The organism is Photobacterium lucens (genome assembly GCF_009873615.1).
Classification (GTDB): domain Bacteria; phylum Pseudomonadota; class Gammaproteobacteria; order Enterobacterales; family Vibrionaceae; genus Photobacterium; species Photobacterium lucens.
Genome location: NZ_SSMG01000012.1, coordinates 1 through 15,263, shown reverse-complemented (window position 1 = coordinate 15,263; position 15,263 = coordinate 1). Strand labels below are relative to the sequence as shown.

General features: G+C 40.5%; 17 protein-coding genes. 9 read left to right on the top strand and 8 right to left on the bottom strand.

The window, feature by feature from the left end; all coding sequences use genetic code 11:
- Window positions 1-207: 207 nt before the first annotated feature.
- Both pheT and pheS read right to left on the bottom strand, forming a co-directional pair.
- Window positions 208-2,595 (bottom strand): phenylalanine--tRNA ligase subunit beta, encoded by a 2,388-nt coding sequence (gene pheT / locus E5A76_RS01870; protein ID WP_161117937.1) that lies wholly within the window; start codon window positions 2,593-2,595, stop codon window positions 208-210.
- Between the two features lie 20 nt (window positions 2,596-2,615).
- Window positions 2,616-3,599: a phenylalanine--tRNA ligase subunit alpha gene (gene pheS, locus E5A76_RS01865; RefSeq protein WP_005367402.1), complete on the bottom strand. Its 984-nt coding sequence runs from the start codon at window positions 3,597-3,599 to the stop codon at window positions 2,616-2,618.
- 726 nt (window positions 3,600-4,325) lie between these two features.
- On the opposite strand from pheS, the gene E5A76_RS01860 reads away from it, so the two are divergent.
- From E5A76_RS01860 to E5A76_RS01850, 3 genes are all read left to right on the top strand, one after another.
- Window positions 4,326-4,568: a hypothetical protein gene (locus tag E5A76_RS01860; protein ID WP_053988192.1), complete on the top strand. Its 243-nt coding sequence runs from the start codon at window positions 4,326-4,328 to the stop codon at window positions 4,566-4,568.
- A 136-nt stretch (window positions 4,569-4,704) separates the two neighbouring features.
- Complete coding sequence (locus E5A76_RS01855) at window positions 4,705-4,965, top strand: YiaA/YiaB family inner membrane protein (protein ID WP_237459221.1); 261 nt, start codon at window positions 4,705-4,707, stop codon at window positions 4,963-4,965.
- Window positions 4,966-5,067: 102 nt separating this feature from the next.
- The gene (locus E5A76_RS01850; RefSeq protein ID WP_161117936.1) at window positions 5,068-5,451 is read left to right on the top strand and encodes a hypothetical protein; all 384 of its coding nucleotides are present in this window, start codon (window positions 5,068-5,070) and stop codon (window positions 5,449-5,451) included.
- Between the two features lie 108 nt (window positions 5,452-5,559).
- Here E5A76_RS01850 and rplT read toward each other — a convergent pair whose 3' ends face one another.
- The 5 genes from rplT to yqfB form a co-directional block, all read right to left on the bottom strand.
- Window positions 5,560-5,913 carry a 50S ribosomal protein L20 gene (rplT, locus tag E5A76_RS01845; protein WP_005367388.1) on the bottom strand — a complete coding sequence of 118 codons (354 nt, stop codon included), beginning with the start codon at window positions 5,911-5,913 and terminating at the stop codon, window positions 5,560-5,562.
- A gap of 44 nt (window positions 5,914-5,957) precedes the next feature.
- Entirely contained in the window at window positions 5,958-6,152 is a 195-nt protein-coding gene (gene rpmI / locus E5A76_RS01840; RefSeq protein ID WP_005367387.1) for a 50S ribosomal protein L35, read from the bottom strand.
- A 99-nt stretch (window positions 6,153-6,251) separates the two neighbouring features.
- Window positions 6,252-6,803, bottom strand: a complete 552-nt coding sequence (infC, locus tag E5A76_RS01835) for a translation initiation factor IF-3 (protein ID WP_081001672.1) — start codon at window positions 6,801-6,803, stop codon at window positions 6,252-6,254.
- Between the two features lie 3 nt (window positions 6,804-6,806).
- Window positions 6,807-8,738 (bottom strand): threonine--tRNA ligase, encoded by a 1,932-nt coding sequence (gene thrS / locus E5A76_RS01830; RefSeq protein ID WP_008986873.1) that lies wholly within the window; start codon window positions 8,736-8,738, stop codon window positions 6,807-6,809.
- A 199-nt stretch (window positions 8,739-8,937) separates the two neighbouring features.
- Window positions 8,938-9,264 (bottom strand): N(4)-acetylcytidine aminohydrolase, encoded by a 327-nt coding sequence (gene yqfB, locus E5A76_RS01825; protein ID WP_053988196.1) that lies wholly within the window; start codon window positions 9,262-9,264, stop codon window positions 8,938-8,940.
- 367 nt (window positions 9,265-9,631) lie between these two features.
- Here yqfB and E5A76_RS01820 point away from each other — a divergent pair, with 367 nt between their 5' ends.
- Complete coding sequence (locus tag E5A76_RS01820; protein ID WP_053988197.1) at window positions 9,632-10,501, top strand: fructosamine kinase family protein; 870 nt, start codon at window positions 9,632-9,634, stop codon at window positions 10,499-10,501.
- Window positions 10,502-10,736: 235 nt separating this feature from the next.
- Window positions 10,737-10,940 carry a CPXCG motif-containing cysteine-rich protein gene (locus tag E5A76_RS01815; protein ID WP_042116864.1) on the top strand — a complete coding sequence of 68 codons (204 nt, stop codon included), beginning with the start codon at window positions 10,737-10,739 and terminating at the stop codon, window positions 10,938-10,940.
- Between the two features lie 67 nt (window positions 10,941-11,007).
- Here E5A76_RS01815 and E5A76_RS01810 read toward each other — a convergent pair whose 3' ends face one another.
- The gene (locus E5A76_RS01810) at window positions 11,008-11,616 is read right to left on the bottom strand and encodes a riboflavin synthase subunit alpha (RefSeq protein ID WP_161117935.1); all 609 of its coding nucleotides are present in this window, start codon (window positions 11,614-11,616) and stop codon (window positions 11,008-11,010) included.
- Between the two features lie 313 nt (window positions 11,617-11,929).
- Between E5A76_RS01810 and E5A76_RS01805 the strand changes: the two genes are divergently transcribed.
- From E5A76_RS01805 to E5A76_RS01790, 4 genes are read left to right on the top strand one after another with little or no spacing between them, the layout of a single operon-like run.
- Entirely contained in the window at window positions 11,930-12,583 is a 654-nt protein-coding gene (locus E5A76_RS01805) for a riboflavin synthase subunit alpha (protein WP_161117934.1), read from the top strand.
- A gap of 10 nt (window positions 12,584-12,593) precedes the next feature.
- Window positions 12,594-13,622 carry a glycosyltransferase family 2 protein gene (locus tag E5A76_RS01800; RefSeq protein WP_161117933.1) on the top strand — a complete coding sequence of 343 codons (1,029 nt, stop codon included), beginning with the start codon at window positions 12,594-12,596 and terminating at the stop codon, window positions 13,620-13,622.
- The gene (locus tag E5A76_RS01795; RefSeq protein WP_008986866.1) at window positions 13,615-13,995 is read left to right on the top strand and encodes a GtrA family protein; all 381 of its coding nucleotides are present in this window, start codon (window positions 13,615-13,617) and stop codon (window positions 13,993-13,995) included. The genes E5A76_RS01800 and E5A76_RS01795 overlap by 8 nt, the downstream gene beginning before the upstream one ends.
- The gene (locus E5A76_RS01790) at window positions 13,992-15,146 is read left to right on the top strand and encodes a hypothetical protein (protein ID WP_161117932.1); all 1,155 of its coding nucleotides are present in this window, start codon (window positions 13,992-13,994) and stop codon (window positions 15,144-15,146) included. The genes E5A76_RS01795 and E5A76_RS01790 overlap by 4 nt, the downstream gene beginning before the upstream one ends.
- The last annotated feature ends 117 nt before the right edge of the window (window positions 15,147-15,263 follow it).

Genomic DNA, 15,263 nt, shown 5'->3' with positions numbered 1-15,263 from the left:
ACACAATTACCAACAAAAACAATTAGTTACAAATGATACATACGATAAAAACATGGAGAAAATAAAAATTCATCTATTTATCATAGTGTTATTTTTTTTGGAGAAAGATCAAAAAAAAAGCAGCCAACATAGGCTGCTTTTTAAAAACAAAGAGTTAAAAACGTCAAAAATCACTTAACAAACGCGATTAACCTTCATCATTTTCGATTAGTCACGTAGAGATGCACCGAACTTTTCAGCAAGTGCAGCAACAATTGCTTCTACTGCTGAAGCAATGTCTGCTTCTTCTAATGTGCGCTCTGCAGATTGAAGAGTCAGTGCAATTGCAAGGCTCTTGTTACCTTCTTCAACACCTTTACCTGTGTAAACGTCGAATAGGTTAACATCTGTTAGTAGCTCGCCACCGTTTGCACGACATGCAGCAACGACATCACCCGCAGCAACATCTTCGCTCACAACAACGGCGATATCACGACGGTTTGCAGGGAACTTAGACACAGCAACAGCTTCAGGAAGCATACGTGAGTTGATTGCTGCCCACTCGATTTCAAATACGATAGTACGACCGTTTAAGCCAAACTTACGCTCTAGCTCTGGGTGTACAGTACCGATGAAACCTACTTCTTTACCATCAACAACGATTGCTGCTGATTGACCAGGGTGAAGTGCTGGGTGCTTAGCCGCTTTAAAGCTAAACGCTGCTTCGTTTGCTGTTAGCTCAAGGATTGCTTCTAAATCACCTTTAAGATCGAAGAAATCTACCGTGTTAGTTGCGATATCCCAGTGCTCATCACTGCGGTTACCTGCGATAACACCTGCAAGCATCATTTCTTGACGCATGCCGTTTTCCGCAGATTCTTCAGGGATGAAACGTAGACCAGCTTCGAATAGACGAACACGTGGCTGTTGACGCTTCTGGTTGAACACTACTGTATTTAGTAGGCCAGTCCATAGGCTTAGGCGCATTGCTGACATTTCCGCAGAAATTGGGAAAGGCAGGATCAATGGCTCAATTTCAGGCACGATTAGCTTTTGTTGCTCTGGCTCAACGAAGCTGTAAGTGATCGCTTCTTGGTAACCACGATCAACTAGCAGATCACGTACACGCTTAAGCGGAAGGTTCGCTTCTTTGTGCGTGTTCATGCTTAAAGCTGCAACTGGCGATTGGTTAGGGATGTTGTTGTAACCGTAAATACGGCCTACTTCTTCCACTAAGTCTTCTTCAATTGCCATGTCGAAACGCCATGCAGGTGCAACGGCTTTCCAACCAGCATCAGTTGTTTCAACGTCACAACCTAGACGCGTTAGGATTTCAACCACTTCTTCAGAAGCAATTGAGTGACCTAGTAGACGATCTAGCTTAGTGCGACGAAGTTCAATTGTTGCTGCTTTTGGTAAATCAGCTTCTGATTCAGCTTCAACGATTGGCGCAACTTCACCACCACAGATTTCAATGATAAGTGCTGTTGCACGCTCCATCGCTTTAGTTTGTAGTGTTGCGTCAACACCACGCTCAAAGCGGTGTGAAGAATCCGTGTGTAGACCGTAGCTACGAGCACGACCACGGATTGCATCTGGTGCGAAGAATGCACACTCAAGTAGTACGTCTTTCGTCTCAGAGTTAACACCAGAGAACTCACCACCAAAGATACCAGCAATCGCTAGTGCTTGCTTGTTATCTGCAATCACAAGAGTGTTGTCGTTTAGTTCAGCTTCGTTACCGTCAAGAAGAGTCAGTTTCTCGCCTTGCTCTGCCATACGAACAACGATACCGCCATCGATCTTAGCAAGATCGAATGCGTGCATTGGTTGACCCATTTCAAGCAATACGTAGTTAGTGATATCTACGATTGGATCGATTGAACGCGTACCACAACGACGTAGCTTCTCTTGCATCCATAATGGCGTTTCAGCTTGAACGTTTACATTGCGAATAATACGACCAAGGTAACGTGGACATGCTGCAGGCGCTTTCACATCGATAGCGATAGTATCAGCCGCTGTTGGCGCAACGATCTCAAATTGAGGCTCAGTCACTTCAGCACGGTTTAGAACACCTACTTCACGAGCAAGACCAGCAATGCTTAGACAGTCAGCACGGTTAGCAGTTAGGTCAACGTCGATAGTAACATCGTCAAGACCTAGGAATTCACGGAAGTCAGTACCTAGAACTGCATCTTCTGCAAGCTCCATGATGCCGTCAGATTCAACGTCGATACCAAGCTCAGTGAAAGAACAAAGCATACCGTGAGAAGGTTGACCACGTAGTTTTGCTTTCTTGATTTTAAAATCACCAGGAAGCACAGCACCAACCGTTGCAACAGCAACCTTGATACCTTGACGACAGTTAGATGCACCACAAACGATGTCTAGTAGCTCTTCAGCACCTACATCTACTTTTGTTACGCGTAGTTTGTCAGCGTCTGGGTGTTGTGCACACTCAACTACTTGACCTACTTTAACGCCAGTAAATTCACCAGCAACTGCTTCAACGCCGTCAACTTCCAAACCAGCCATTGTGATCTGGTGAGCTAGCTCTTCGCTGTTTACTGCAGGATTAACCCACTCGCGTAGCCAAGATTCAGAGAATTTCATAGATTTCTAGCCCCTAGTGCTTACTTAAACTGTTTTAGGAAACGTAAGTCGTTCTCGAAGAACGCACGTAAATCGTTAACGCCGTAACGAAGCATAGTTAGACGCTCAACGCCCATACCAAATGCAAAGCCTGAGTACTTCTCAGGATCGATGTTAACTGAACGTAGAACATTAGGGTGTACCATGCCACAGCCTAGTACTTCTAACCACTTACCGTTCTTACCTTTAACGTCAACTTCAGCTGAAGGCTCAGTGAATGGGAAGAAAGAAGGACGGAAACGCACCTCAACTTCTTCTTCAAAGAAGTTACATAGGAAATCGTGAAGAATACCTTTCAGTTGCGCAAAGTTTACGTTTTCATCAACTAACATACCTTCCACTTGGTGGAACATTGGTGTGTGAGTTTGATCGTAGTCATTACGGTATACACGACCAGGTGCAATGAAACGGAATGGTGGTTGACCATTTTCCATTGTACGGATCTGAACACCAGATGTGTGCGTACGTAGCATTAGATCTGGGTTGAAGAAGAACGTATCGTGGTCAGTACGTGCTGGGTGATCTTCAGCAATGTTTAGCGCATCGAAATTGTGGAAAGCATCTTCAATTTCAGGGCCAGCTTCAGTAGTAAAACCAAGCTCACCAAAGAAACTTTCAATACGCTCAATTGTGCGTGTTACTGGGTGTAAGCCACCATTTTCAATACGACGACCAGGAAGAGAAACATCGATAGTCTCAGCCGCAAGCTTAGCTTCAAGCTCTGCACGTTGTAGGCCATCTTTACGCTCTACAAGCAGTGTTTGAACCGCTTGCTTCGCTTTGTTGATCTCTTGACCAGCAGTACGACGTTCTTCTGGTGGTAATTTACCTAGGGCTTGAAGTTGAAGAGTTAGGTGACCCTTCTTACCTAGGAATTGAACTCGGACTTCGTCCAGAGCGACTAATGAATCAGCCTGCTCAATAGCTGCCGTTGCGTTGGCAATAATCTCGTCTAGATGTTGCATCGTATCCTCATCCACCCACAGGTGGCGTCCTTAAGGGAGATATAAAATCGCGTAACGATACATATTAAAGAAAGCGGCGTCTAAATCCAAATTGAATCGCAATAAAACCGTAAGTTTGGACGAAAAAAAAACGCCTTTATCAGTTGCACAGCAAAAAATGGTGATTTCAATCAATTAGGTCGCAAATTAAGTAAGAATTGAAGGCTGGATCTGGATTCCTATTTCTCATTTTTTCATCTATCGAAAAACCTCCCCTAGCAGTAATTTATTACATATTTTTGGAGGATTTACTCATGGATACAAAAGATTTTACCGGACTTCAATCTATTCTAAAATTCGCATTACTACTCTGTGGCGCACTGATCTTGATGGGAAATATGGGCATGTTTTCAAGTATGCCAATCATGATAAAAAACCCACTAACAAGTCAGATGCACGTGGATTATATCCATATTCTTTACTACCTCGCTTTTAACAGTATATTTGTTGGTTTTTTCATCTGTTTATGGATTAGTTTCCAACACACGAAAACTAAAACGCTGCATTACTTACAGCATCATTAAACTGTGTAATCTTTCTTACTCATGAATAAAAAGCGATAGTCTATTGACCTATCGCTTTAACTATTCCTTTTATTGATAATTATGAAATTAATTGCCAAAGCTGTTTTAAATTTACATTTTTCAGTGTAAAATTATGATCAAAATCAAAGTTAGGAAGTCTCTGATGAAAAATAAAGAATTTGCAGCTCTACTAAAAATTTCAACTTTTGCAATGATCCTTTGTACTGCGCTACTTGCTCTTGGTAATTACGGCCTAGCACATGCAATGCCTATCAGCACAGCATCTGGCTTTAATATTATCAACCTGGCGTTCTTCATCGGCCTTAATGCTCTTCTTGTTCCATTCCTTGCATTCCTTGTTAAAACACGTTCACGTGCAAACAAACAGCGCCGAGCAATGGCATAATATTTGCCCTTTTCTTAAAACCAGCATTTCTAAGTGCTGGTTTTTTTATATCCAAATAAAATAAAAAACACCGTTGCATTATCTAAAAACCTCCAATATTATAATCGAACACTGTTTTATTATTTAAGAGGAAACTATGATGAAAAAGCAAGGTAACTACTGGCTAACTTATGCTAAAGCAACTTTCGCTATTGCAGCCATTGCAATGATCATTAGCATAGTCAAACTACCTGGTGATTTAATCATCAAAGGCTATTACAGTATCTGTAGCTTATTTTTAGTCAGTGCCACAATCACACTAAGTAAGGCCGTACGAGATGAAGCGGAATCAAATAGCTTAATCAATAAAATTGAAGAAGCGAAAACAGCCAAATTACTCAACGATATTGATGACTAATTATTAGATATATTCATGAACCATCAATTAATACATCAATTATGTGAATATAAACGACGCTTAAATACGCTAATAGAAAGCAAGCGTGGAGAGCGTAATCTGTTGCTTAAGAGAGCTCATACTCTTAAGCAACAGATCCAACAACACGAAGAACAACTATTAAATAGCATTAACGAGCTACCTCCCCACTCTCCTTTGATTTCATCATCGCAATCAATTGCTGAAATAGCTTTCCAACAAACACTACGCCAACAATGGAAGAAAAAACAGCAGCTATTACAAATAGAAACGACACTGACTACACGCAGCAAAGACATTGAAAATATGGAAGCATTAGCTCTAGAGTTAAGCCACGCACTTAAAAGTTATCAAAAAAAGCTAAAGCATGACGCTGCGATGGATATACAGCAATTAGTCACACTCAAGCAAGTTGAGATAAAACTATTACTGACATTAAAGAGCAATCATATCGATACCGACACTTGATCTAATACCATTAACAGAAAAGAAAAGTTAGATAGAAAATGATAATACGTAGATATGAAAAAAGGAGAGCCGAGGCTCTCCTTTTAACTTAAAAACTAAACTGAAAAATTACAGTGCAGCTTTTGCCTTTTCCACAAGAACAGTGAAAGTAGCTTTGTCGAATACAGCGATATCTGCAAGGATCTTACGATCGATTTCGATAGATGCTTTCTTCAGACCGTTGATTAGACGGCTGTAAGACATACCGTTTTGACGTGCAGCAGCGTTGATACGTGCAATCCATAGTTGACGGAAAGTACGTTTCTTCTGACGACGGTCACGGTAAGCGTATTGACCAGCTTTAGTAACAGCTTGGAAAGCTACGCGGTAAACACGTGAACGTGCACCGTAGTAACCTTTAGCTTGTTTAAGAACTTTCTTGTGACGTGCACGTGCTTGTACACCACGTTTTACGCGAGGCATAGGAGACTCCTAACTAAAATAATAAAATATAAAACTAAAAACGATTAAGCGAACGGAAGCATACGAGCAACTGCAGCCACTTCACACTTAGGAAGGATTGCATTTGGACGAAGCTGACGCTTGTTCTTAGTAGTACGTTTAGTCAGGATGTGACGCTTAGTAGCGTGCTTAAACTTAAAGCCACCAGCTGTTTTTTTGAAGCGCTTAGCTGCGCCACGATTTGTTTTCATCTTTGGCATGAGATGATAACTCCGCATTGTTGATAGTTAATAATCACAGTAATAGGGCGAACAAAAAGCGCTGCCTAAGCAGCGCTTTTAGCTACTTGAATGCCTTTATTACTTCTTCTTAGGGGCAAGCATCATGGTCATTTGGCGACCTTCTACACGATTAGGAAAGCTCTCACAGATGGCTAGATCTTCAAGATCAGACTTAATACGGTTTAGAAGCTCAATACCAATGCCTTGATGGGCCATTTCACGACCACGGAAACGTAGCGTTACTTTACCCTTGTTGCCCTCTTCTAAAAAGCGAGTCAGGTTGCGTAGTTTTACCTGATAGTCGCCTTCGTCTGTACCAGGTCGGAATTTAACTTCCTTGATCTGGATTTGTTTCTGGTTTTTCTTTTGCTCTTTAGCAGCCTTGCTCTTCTCGAACAGGTACTTGCCATAGTCCATCACACGACAAACTGGTGGCTCGGCATTAGGGCTAATTTCAACTAGATCCACACCAGCTTCAAGAGCAACATCCATCGCTTCATCAAATGAAACAATACCAACTGATTCGCCATCAAGGCCAGTTAGGCGAACTTCACGTACGCCACGAATTTCTTCATTTAGACGATGCGCGTTTTGCTTAACTGGTGCCTGGGTTCTTTTTCCGCCTTTAATACCTTATTCCTCCACAATATTGAGCTTACGACTGCTAATCTCTTCTTGCATAAATGCAACAAGCTCATCAATCTTAAATTTACCCAAATCTTTACCCTTGCGAGTACGAACTGCTACAACGCCTGCTTCGACTTCTTTGTCACCACAAACAAGCATGAATGGTACTCGCTTCAAAGTATGTTCGCGGATTTTAAAGCCAATCTTCTCATTTCTCAAGTCCGCATTGACTCTAATTCCGCATTTTTTCAGTTTTTCTACAATTTCTTGTACATATTCAGACTGCGCGTCAGTAATATTCATTACAACAGCTTGCTGAGGCGCCAACCATGTTGGGAAGAAGCCTGCGTAATCTTCAATCAGAATACCGATGAAACGCTCTAGTGAGCCAAGAATTGCACGGTGAATCATAACCGGAGTATGACGTTCGTTATCTTCACCTACATAAGTTGCGCCTAAACGCTCTGGTAAAGCAAAGTCTAGCTGAACGGTACCACATTGCCATGCACGATCTAAACAATCGTGAAGAGTGAACTCGATCTTAGGACCGTAGAATGCACCCTCGCCTTCTTGAATCTCAAAAGGAATGTTCATTGATTCAAGAGCAGTAACTAGGTCAGATTCAGCCTTATCCCACATTGCATCAGAACCTACACGTTTTTCTGGACGAGTAGATAATTTAACTACAATGTTGTCAAAACCGAATGTCTTGTACGTATCATACACCATTTCGATGCAAGATGTAACTTCTTGTTGTACTTGAGCTTCTGTACAGAAAATGTGCGCGTCATCTTGAGTAAAGCCACGTACACGCATGATGCCGTGTAGAGAACCTGATGGCTCGTTACGGTGACATGAACCGAACTCAGCCATACGTAATGGTAAATCACGGTAAGATTTTAGACCTTGATTGAAGATCTGTACGTGACCTGGGCAGTTCATTGGCTTGATTGCGTATTCACGGTTCTCAGAACTTGTTGTGAACATTGCATCAGCATACTTGTCCCAGTGACCAGAACGTTCCCAAAGCACGCGGTCCATCATTAGAGGACCTTTTACTTCTTGGTAATCGTACTCGTTTAGTTTTTCACGTACGAATACTTCTAGCTCACGGAAGATAGTCCAACCATTGTGATGCCAGAACACCATACCCGGAGCTTCTTGCTGCATGTGAAACAGATCAAGTTGCTTACCAATCTTACGGTGGTCACGCTTAGCCGCTTCTTCTAAACGAGTAAGGTGTGCTTTTAATGCTTTCTTATCGTGGAATGCAGTACCGTAGATACGTTGCAGCATCTTGTTGTCGCTATTACCACGCCAGTATGCACCAGCAACGCTTAATAGCTTAAAGTTTTGACAGAAACCCATGTGAGGTACGTGTGGACCACGACACATATCAATGTATTCTTCGTGGTGGTAAAGACCTGGACGGTCATCACGCGCTACGTTCTCATCAAGAATTTCGATTTTGTAAGTTTCGCCGCGAGCTTCAAAAGCATCACGCGCTTCTTGCCAGCTTACTTTTTTCTTAACAACCTGATATTTGGTTTTAGCAAGCTCAAGCATGCGCTTTTCAATCACTTCAAGATCTTCTTGAGTTAGTGATTGCTCTAAATCGATGTCGTAGTAAAAACCGTTATCGATTGTAGGACCAATAGCCATTTTCGCTTCTGGGTAAAGCTGCTTAATTGCGTGGCCTAATAGGTGAGCACATGAGTGACGTACGATCTCTAAACCATCTTCTTCATCTTTAGCAGTGATGATTTCAAGGCTTGCGTCGTTTTCAATTAGATCACATGCATCTACGCGTACACCATCAACACGCCCTGCGATCGTTGCTTTTGCAAGACCAGGACCAATTGAAAGTGCCACGTCCATAGTTGATACAGGCGCGTCGAATTGACGTTGACTACCGTCAGGAAGAGTAATTACAGGCATGAATAATGTCCTTTAACAGTGGTGCCACATACCAAGTAGCACATGTTGAATGTATAAAGCTTGAAAGCTTTGATGAATAAAAAACGTTTAAATTTCGATGCTGCAATACAGAGCGACATACTGAAATAAAAACGACGCGCTACTATAGCAAACGCAATTAATGGATTGCAAAGAATCCACTGAAATAAATCTCAATTATTTACTCAACTAATGTGTAACTCACCACGTACAGTTTTTCGATACCTGGATATATATCTTGAATTACCGCTTTGAGTTGTTCTAACGTCATATTTTCTTGTTGTGCATGGAAGTCATTTAGCTCTGAAAATAAGATAGGTTCAACACTATCAATTGCTAATGTACAGAACTCACGACCATTTTCAAAAGTTGATACTTTTACTTGTGTGCCAGGCACATAGTAACTTTCTGCTTCATCACGAATGGTGATTGTTTTTTTACCTGATAGGATGTCTGTTTCAAAACGTTCAAAGAATGTCATTTCAGTAGGAATAGTTTGCGAGTTCATATTTACTTCTCTTTTTAAATTAATTCTTACGTCAGATTACTCCTATTTTTATGAATTCGTATATTTTGTTTTGTAACTATATTTTATAGATGTGAGTAATATATTTTTATATAAATCGCAGCTATGTCATCTCATTCATTATCAATGACATACAATTCTTGTTTTCAATCAATTTTTCATCACCTCTTTTTTACAGCTGACTTATTTTTAATACTCTGTTTTTATTGTTTTTTCTTCTTTTATATTTAACTGTTTTATCAGTCATTGTTTACAAATTACACTGAGTTCACATTTCTTCAGCCTATAAATGGTCTAAGATGTTGATAGACAAGTTGTATACATACGTTTCAGTGCGCGGAGGATGATTATGTGGCAAGCCATTTCTCACCAACTGTCAGATGTACTAGGTCGACCATTTAAGATCGTTGAAAGGCAATCTCTTGAAGGCGGTGACGTTAACGATTGTTACTGCGTCAGTGATGGCGAACAACGGTTCTTTTTAAAGCTCAACGACAAAGAGCAATTGGTCGTTTTTGAAACTGAAACAGAAAGCCTCCGCATCTTAAATGAAGCCAATTGTGTACAAGTGCCACAATATATCCATGTCGGTACTTGCCGTGATAAATCTTTCCTCACCTTAAACTATCTACCGATAAAAAAAATCGATGACGAAGCGGGTTATCTTTTAGGTCAGCAACTAGCCAAACTTCATTTATGGGGTGAACAAGCTGAATATGGCTTTGATTTTGATAACTATGTCGGGCTTACGCCACAGCCAAACCGTTGGCATCGTCGTTGGTGTCGTTTCTTTGCTGAACAACGTATCGCTTGGCAACTTCAGCTATGTGAAGAGAAAGGGATTGTTTTTGGCAGTATCGATACAATTACCAGTAACGTGATCAAACGGTTAGTCAACCACCAGCCCAAACCCTCTTTATTACATGGTGACTTATGGCATGGTAATACCGCTTTAACTGTCTCAGGCCCTATTATTTTTGATCCTGCAACATATTGGGGAGATCGTGAATGTGATATTGCAATGACTGAATTATTCGGTGGTTTCCCTAACAGTTTTTACGATGGCTATAACGCTATCTATCCCCTTTCAGAAGAATACCAAGAGCGAAAAGAGCTATATAACCTTTACCATATTCTTAATCACTGCATTTTATTTGGTGGTGAATATATGGGGCAAGCTGAATACATCATTGCTAAGTTAGGTTTACTCGACGAATAATCCCTCTTCACTTATGGCATAAGTGCTATGGCTGCGCTTATGCCATACCTATTGTGCTTACTTCAGCCTTTCGCTCACACCCAATGCGGGGCTTAATAACACTTCAAGTATTCTCTTTCAATAAAGATGATTCTCATGACGTAGCTATCAATACATTTATCAATCTATTGCTATGCTAGGTATAGAAGAAAATAAGCTGAGTATCAGACAAGATGAAAAGGTGAAGGAGTACAAAATGAGAAACTATTCAGAGCAAAACGTCAGTTGTCCCCATTGCGGTCACATGATCCAAATATCGCTTGATGCAAGTGCGGGTAGCCAAGAGTTTTATGATGATTGCCCTGCATGCTGTAACCCTATTCATGTCAACATGCAGGTTGATGAGCTACATAAAACCATCAACTTATTTATCGATGCCGATGATGAGCAAATTTTTTAAGATGAAAACGTATAACGTAAATCCACTAGACTAATGCGATAAGCAATCTAGTGGATTTATTCAACCACTATACTCTTGCTGCAAGCACTCGCTCTACTGTATCTACAATCGCTTGAGTTTGCGGATCAATCTCAATATTAATCACATCACCAATCGCACGATGCTTAAGGTTTGTTCGCTGCAAAGTTTCAGGGATCAAATTCACGTTGAAGCGGTTCTCCACCACATCACCTATCGTTAGGCTAATACCATCAATACCAATATACCCTTTGGTAAACACATACTTCATTTGCGCTTGGGGCAAGCTAAACCACACTTGATGATTGTTCTCTGACGTCACCACATCAGCAACAATCGCTGTACACATAATGTGCCCAGACATTGAGTGACCACCGATTTCATCACCAAACTTTGCCGCTCGCTCAACATTAACTTCATCCCCTTCTTTTAATAAACCAAGGTTAGTCACGTTGAGTGTTTCCTGCATCAAGTCAAATGACAGCAGATCGTCATTAATATTCGTCACCGTTAAACAGCAACCGTTATGTGCAATCGATGCACCTAACTCAACATTAGACAATAAATGCTTCGGCATACGAATGATGTGAGTTTGGAAGTTTTCTTTCTTATCAATAGAAACCACTTCAGCGGTGCCTTGAACGATACCAGTAAACATAATGATCCTTAACTGAGTATTTAATCACTGTACTTATCGACAGCAATTTGATTTTTAATACTATTTTTGTAGCAAAAGTTGTAATAAAGCTAATACTTAAAAGTAATGGTATCAAATCTAAGAAAACAATTGGTCAACGCTTAAACACCATACAGCTCAGATTCATCTTTCTCATGCTATCTCGTAATGACAAATTATTGTCAATTAAGCATATTAACAACTAAAATCATATCCTATTTGAGAATGATTATATAAAATATAATTCTATATCAATGAGATACTGAATAGTTCCATCACCATTTAAAGGTATATTATGACCACTGACATCGCTAATGATGCCATCAAAGCAGACAGTAATCAGGCGAGCTCATCAAAGACGCTGCGAATTACACTTATTGCTTTAATAGCGATTCTATCGTGCTATTACCTATGGGTACTATATAAGGCAGTAACACCTAATGTCAGTATTGCTTACAAAGCTTACTACATTAAAAATCAGACACTTTTTTGGCAACCGAAGCAGCCAAAGCTTACCCTGAGCATCCCATCATCGCTTAATGTGGCAACTAGAGTGCCTTACTTATCTCGCGCTGGTTGGGCAGAAGATGCCTATAATAACGCACGTCTATTAAGCAGCAATGGCGGTCTTTACTTTACCTTGCCAAAGGCTGAGCAAAAAAATATTCATTTAACAGTGAATGTCTCAACACCACTATCAACACCTTTGAATATTCATTTAAATCAATGGACTGGTGTTTTGACTCCGACTACGCAAGCAAACACTCTCGTTGCATCTATTCCCTATAATGCATTAATGGCAGGCGACGCTTTACAGCATTTCACTATTGATCCCCCTTCGCCTATCGCGATTAAACACATTGATTTTTCATACCAAGAAGATGCTTTCGCTCAACAAACTATTACAGCATCCCATTCACAAGATAGTGCTCCTGTCGTGAACCACTAAGGTACATAATATGAATAATAACCTTAAGAACCCTGATTATAATTTATCGCTGATCGTCCCTGTTTATAACGAGGAAGTTGCGATCACTCCGTTTATAAACGAAATCAACGAGAAACTTGCCTCTATTCGATCTCATATCGATATTGTTTTTATTAACGATGGCAGCAAGGACAAAACCAAATCAGTGATTGAAGCTGCGATTGCTGAAGATGATTCTATTTCTCTGATTAACTTTGCTCGTAATTTTGGCAAAGAAGCCGCTATGACTGCTGGTCTAAATTACGTGAAAGGTGATGCCGCTGTTATCTTAGACGTAGATTTGCAAGATCCACCAGAATTGATCCTTGAATTTCTTCGCCTATGGCAAACCGGTGAATACGACACCGTATATGGCGTTCGTGTTGATCGCTCACAAGATACCTTCCTCAAGCGTGTCACTGCAGGCGGTTTTTATCGTTTCTTCAATTTCTTATCTGCAGAAACAACCTTGCCTGAAAACGTCGGTGACTTTCGTTTAATTGACCGTTGCGTGATTGAAGCAGTGAAGCAATTACCTGAACGTAACCGCTTTATGAAAGGGCTATTAGCATGGTCATCTTTCCGTTCGATTGGTGTTGATTTTCAACGCCCTGAACGTAACGTTGGTGATACCAAGTTTAACTACTGGAAGCTATGGAACTTCGCAATGGATGGCATCACAAGCTTCACCGCTTGGCCATTACGTGTATGGGGATTCATTGGTTTCGGGATATCTTTCTTATCCTTCTTGTTCTTAATGTACGTATTGATCAGTACCATTTTCTTTGGTGTGCATACCCCAGGTTATGCTTCAACTATCTCGGTGGTATTGTTCTTAGGTGGTATTCAGTTAATTTCACTTGGCATTATTGGTGGGTACATTAGTCGTATTTATACTGAGCTTAAACAACGCCCTATCTATTTAATCGAAGGCGTTTATGGTAAATACAGCCAGAAATCTCAACAAAATCCGGTTGTAAATAAAGCGATAGAAAAAGAGTTAGAAGTCACCAATGAATGAGTCATTCTTAAAACATTTTTGGCAATTAAATCGTTTTGCGATCATTGGTTTACTTGCAACAGCCGTACACTTATCCGTTGTTAGGTTATATTTTTTCCAAATTCAAGATCCGTCTGAATACACTGCCAACGTAGTGGGATTCAGTATTGCTTTTTTAGTGTCTTATTTTGGTCATCGCCATTTTACATTTGGACAAAAAGGATCATTTTTAAAGTTCCTAGCCGTATCGCTAATGGGCTTTTTTATCAATAACATTATCCTTGCCTCACTGCTAAAAAGTGCGATGTTTTCAGGCTGGGTTGCGGTCACTATTTCAACCTTATGTGTGCCGATCATTACGTTTATTTTGGCTAAGTTCTGGGTGTTTAAATGAATACGATATCTTTGCCATCCATTAAGATCAGCAAGCAAGAATGGCTAATGCTCATTTTTGCAATGGTTGTTAGCCGTACTGTTATCTATTGCTTAGGTTTATGGGGTGTAACTGAATTTGCATCGGGTCACTATGCTGAGCAGCCCTTGCTACAAACCATTTGCCGTTTCGACTGTGTATGGTTTTATCGCATTATCCAAGATGGTTACGACTTAGTTCCTCAATGGCTAAGCCAGAAAAATGCCGCTAACTGGGCATTCATGCCGTTGCAGCCGTTCCTTGGTTGGATTTTTTCGAAGTTTTTCTCTTTTGATAATCCAATTAATAATGCACGTCTTGGTTTAGTCATAGCCTCAAACCTTGCATTTTTGATCAGCTTGCCAATGATCTTAATGGCATTAAAACAATTACGTTTTAGCACAAGCACCCAATACGCAGCGATTTGGTTATTGTGCTTTTCACCCTATACCGTGTACTCAACCGCAGGTTACACCGAGCCACTGTTTATCGTATTTGTCACAGGCGTATTCCTCTTTAGTTATCGTCAACAGTGGGCATGGGTAGCGATTCTGGGGTTACTGGCAGCCATCACTCGTAACCTTGGGGTATTTTTAGTTTTCCCTGTGTTAATCATTGCAATTCAACATTATGGTGTGAATAGCTTCTTGCGCCTAAAAACACCAGCAGTAAAAGTTATTGCCGCTATTTGGATTATTCCATTTGGCTTCTTCACTTACATGACTTATCTCTACTTCCATGTTGGTGATGCGCTGGCATTTGGTCATATTCAAATTGCGTGGGGTCGCCAATTAACCAATCCATTCCATTGGATCATGTATGGTTTTGAAACTGGTGGTCCTAAGCTGTATCTTGCCATCGTTGCATTGCTGGCATTTGTATTAAATATTTACTTGGCTGTACGTAAATACTACGCAGAAGCACTGTTTATGTTTATTTGTTTAGTGTTACCACTATCCTCAAATCTAAACGCAATGCCACGTTACGCATTTGGCCTGTATCCAACATTCCTAGGTTTACTGTTGATCATTGAACGTTACCCATTCATCAAAACACCAATGTTATGTGTATTCAGTGCCGCTAGTACCTTTATTGCGATTGGTTTCTACAGCCATATGATGTTTACGGTCTAACGCTTTTTCTCATAAAAGCAGTGAATAAACGGCAGCTTATGTAAGGAATAAAAACCTTTTTATAAGCTGTCGTTTTTTTATACAGATCAATAAATATTAAATTTGTCATATTTCTGT

What these genes read in the sequence shown, in the direction of transcription:
- pheT (WP_161117937.1), bottom strand. Translation starts at nt 2,595, where the DNA reads ATGAAATTCTCTGAATCTTGGCTACGCGAGTGGGTTAATCCTGCAGTA.
- pheS (WP_005367402.1), bottom strand. Translation starts at nt 3,599, where the DNA reads ATGCAACATCTAGACGAGATTATTGCCAACGCAACGGCAGCTATTGAG.
- E5A76_RS01860 (WP_053988192.1), top strand. Translation starts at nt 4,326, where the DNA reads ATGAAAAATAAAGAATTTGCAGCTCTACTAAAAATTTCAACTTTTGCA.
- E5A76_RS01855 (WP_237459221.1), top strand. Translation starts at nt 4,705, where the DNA reads ATGATGAAAAAGCAAGGTAACTACTGGCTAACTTATGCTAAAGCAACT.
- rplT (WP_005367388.1), bottom strand. Translation starts at nt 5,913, where the DNA reads ATGCCTCGCGTAAAACGTGGTGTACAAGCACGTGCACGTCACAAGAAA.
- rpmI (WP_005367387.1), bottom strand. Translation starts at nt 6,152, where the DNA reads ATGCCAAAGATGAAAACAAATCGTGGCGCAGCTAAGCGCTTCAAAAAA.
- thrS (WP_008986873.1), bottom strand. Translation starts at nt 8,738, where the DNA reads ATGCCTGTAATTACTCTTCCTGACGGTAGTCAACGTCAATTCGACGCG.
- yqfB (WP_053988196.1), bottom strand. Translation starts at nt 9,264, where the DNA reads ATGAACTCGCAAACTATTCCTACTGAAATGACATTCTTTGAACGTTTT.
- E5A76_RS01820 (WP_053988197.1), top strand. Translation starts at nt 9,632, where the DNA reads ATGTGGCAAGCCATTTCTCACCAACTGTCAGATGTACTAGGTCGACCA.
- E5A76_RS01815 (WP_042116864.1), top strand. Translation starts at nt 10,737, where the DNA reads ATGAGAAACTATTCAGAGCAAAACGTCAGTTGTCCCCATTGCGGTCAC.
- E5A76_RS01810 (WP_161117935.1), bottom strand. Translation starts at nt 11,616, where the DNA reads ATGTTTACTGGTATCGTTCAAGGCACCGCTGAAGTGGTTTCTATTGAT.
- E5A76_RS01805 (WP_161117934.1), top strand. Translation starts at nt 11,930, where the DNA reads ATGACCACTGACATCGCTAATGATGCCATCAAAGCAGACAGTAATCAG.
- E5A76_RS01800 (WP_161117933.1), top strand. Translation starts at nt 12,594, where the DNA reads ATGAATAATAACCTTAAGAACCCTGATTATAATTTATCGCTGATCGTC.
- E5A76_RS01795 (WP_008986866.1), top strand. Translation starts at nt 13,615, where the DNA reads ATGAATGAGTCATTCTTAAAACATTTTTGGCAATTAAATCGTTTTGCG.
- E5A76_RS01790 (WP_161117932.1), top strand. Translation starts at nt 13,992, where the DNA reads ATGAATACGATATCTTTGCCATCCATTAAGATCAGCAAGCAAGAATGG.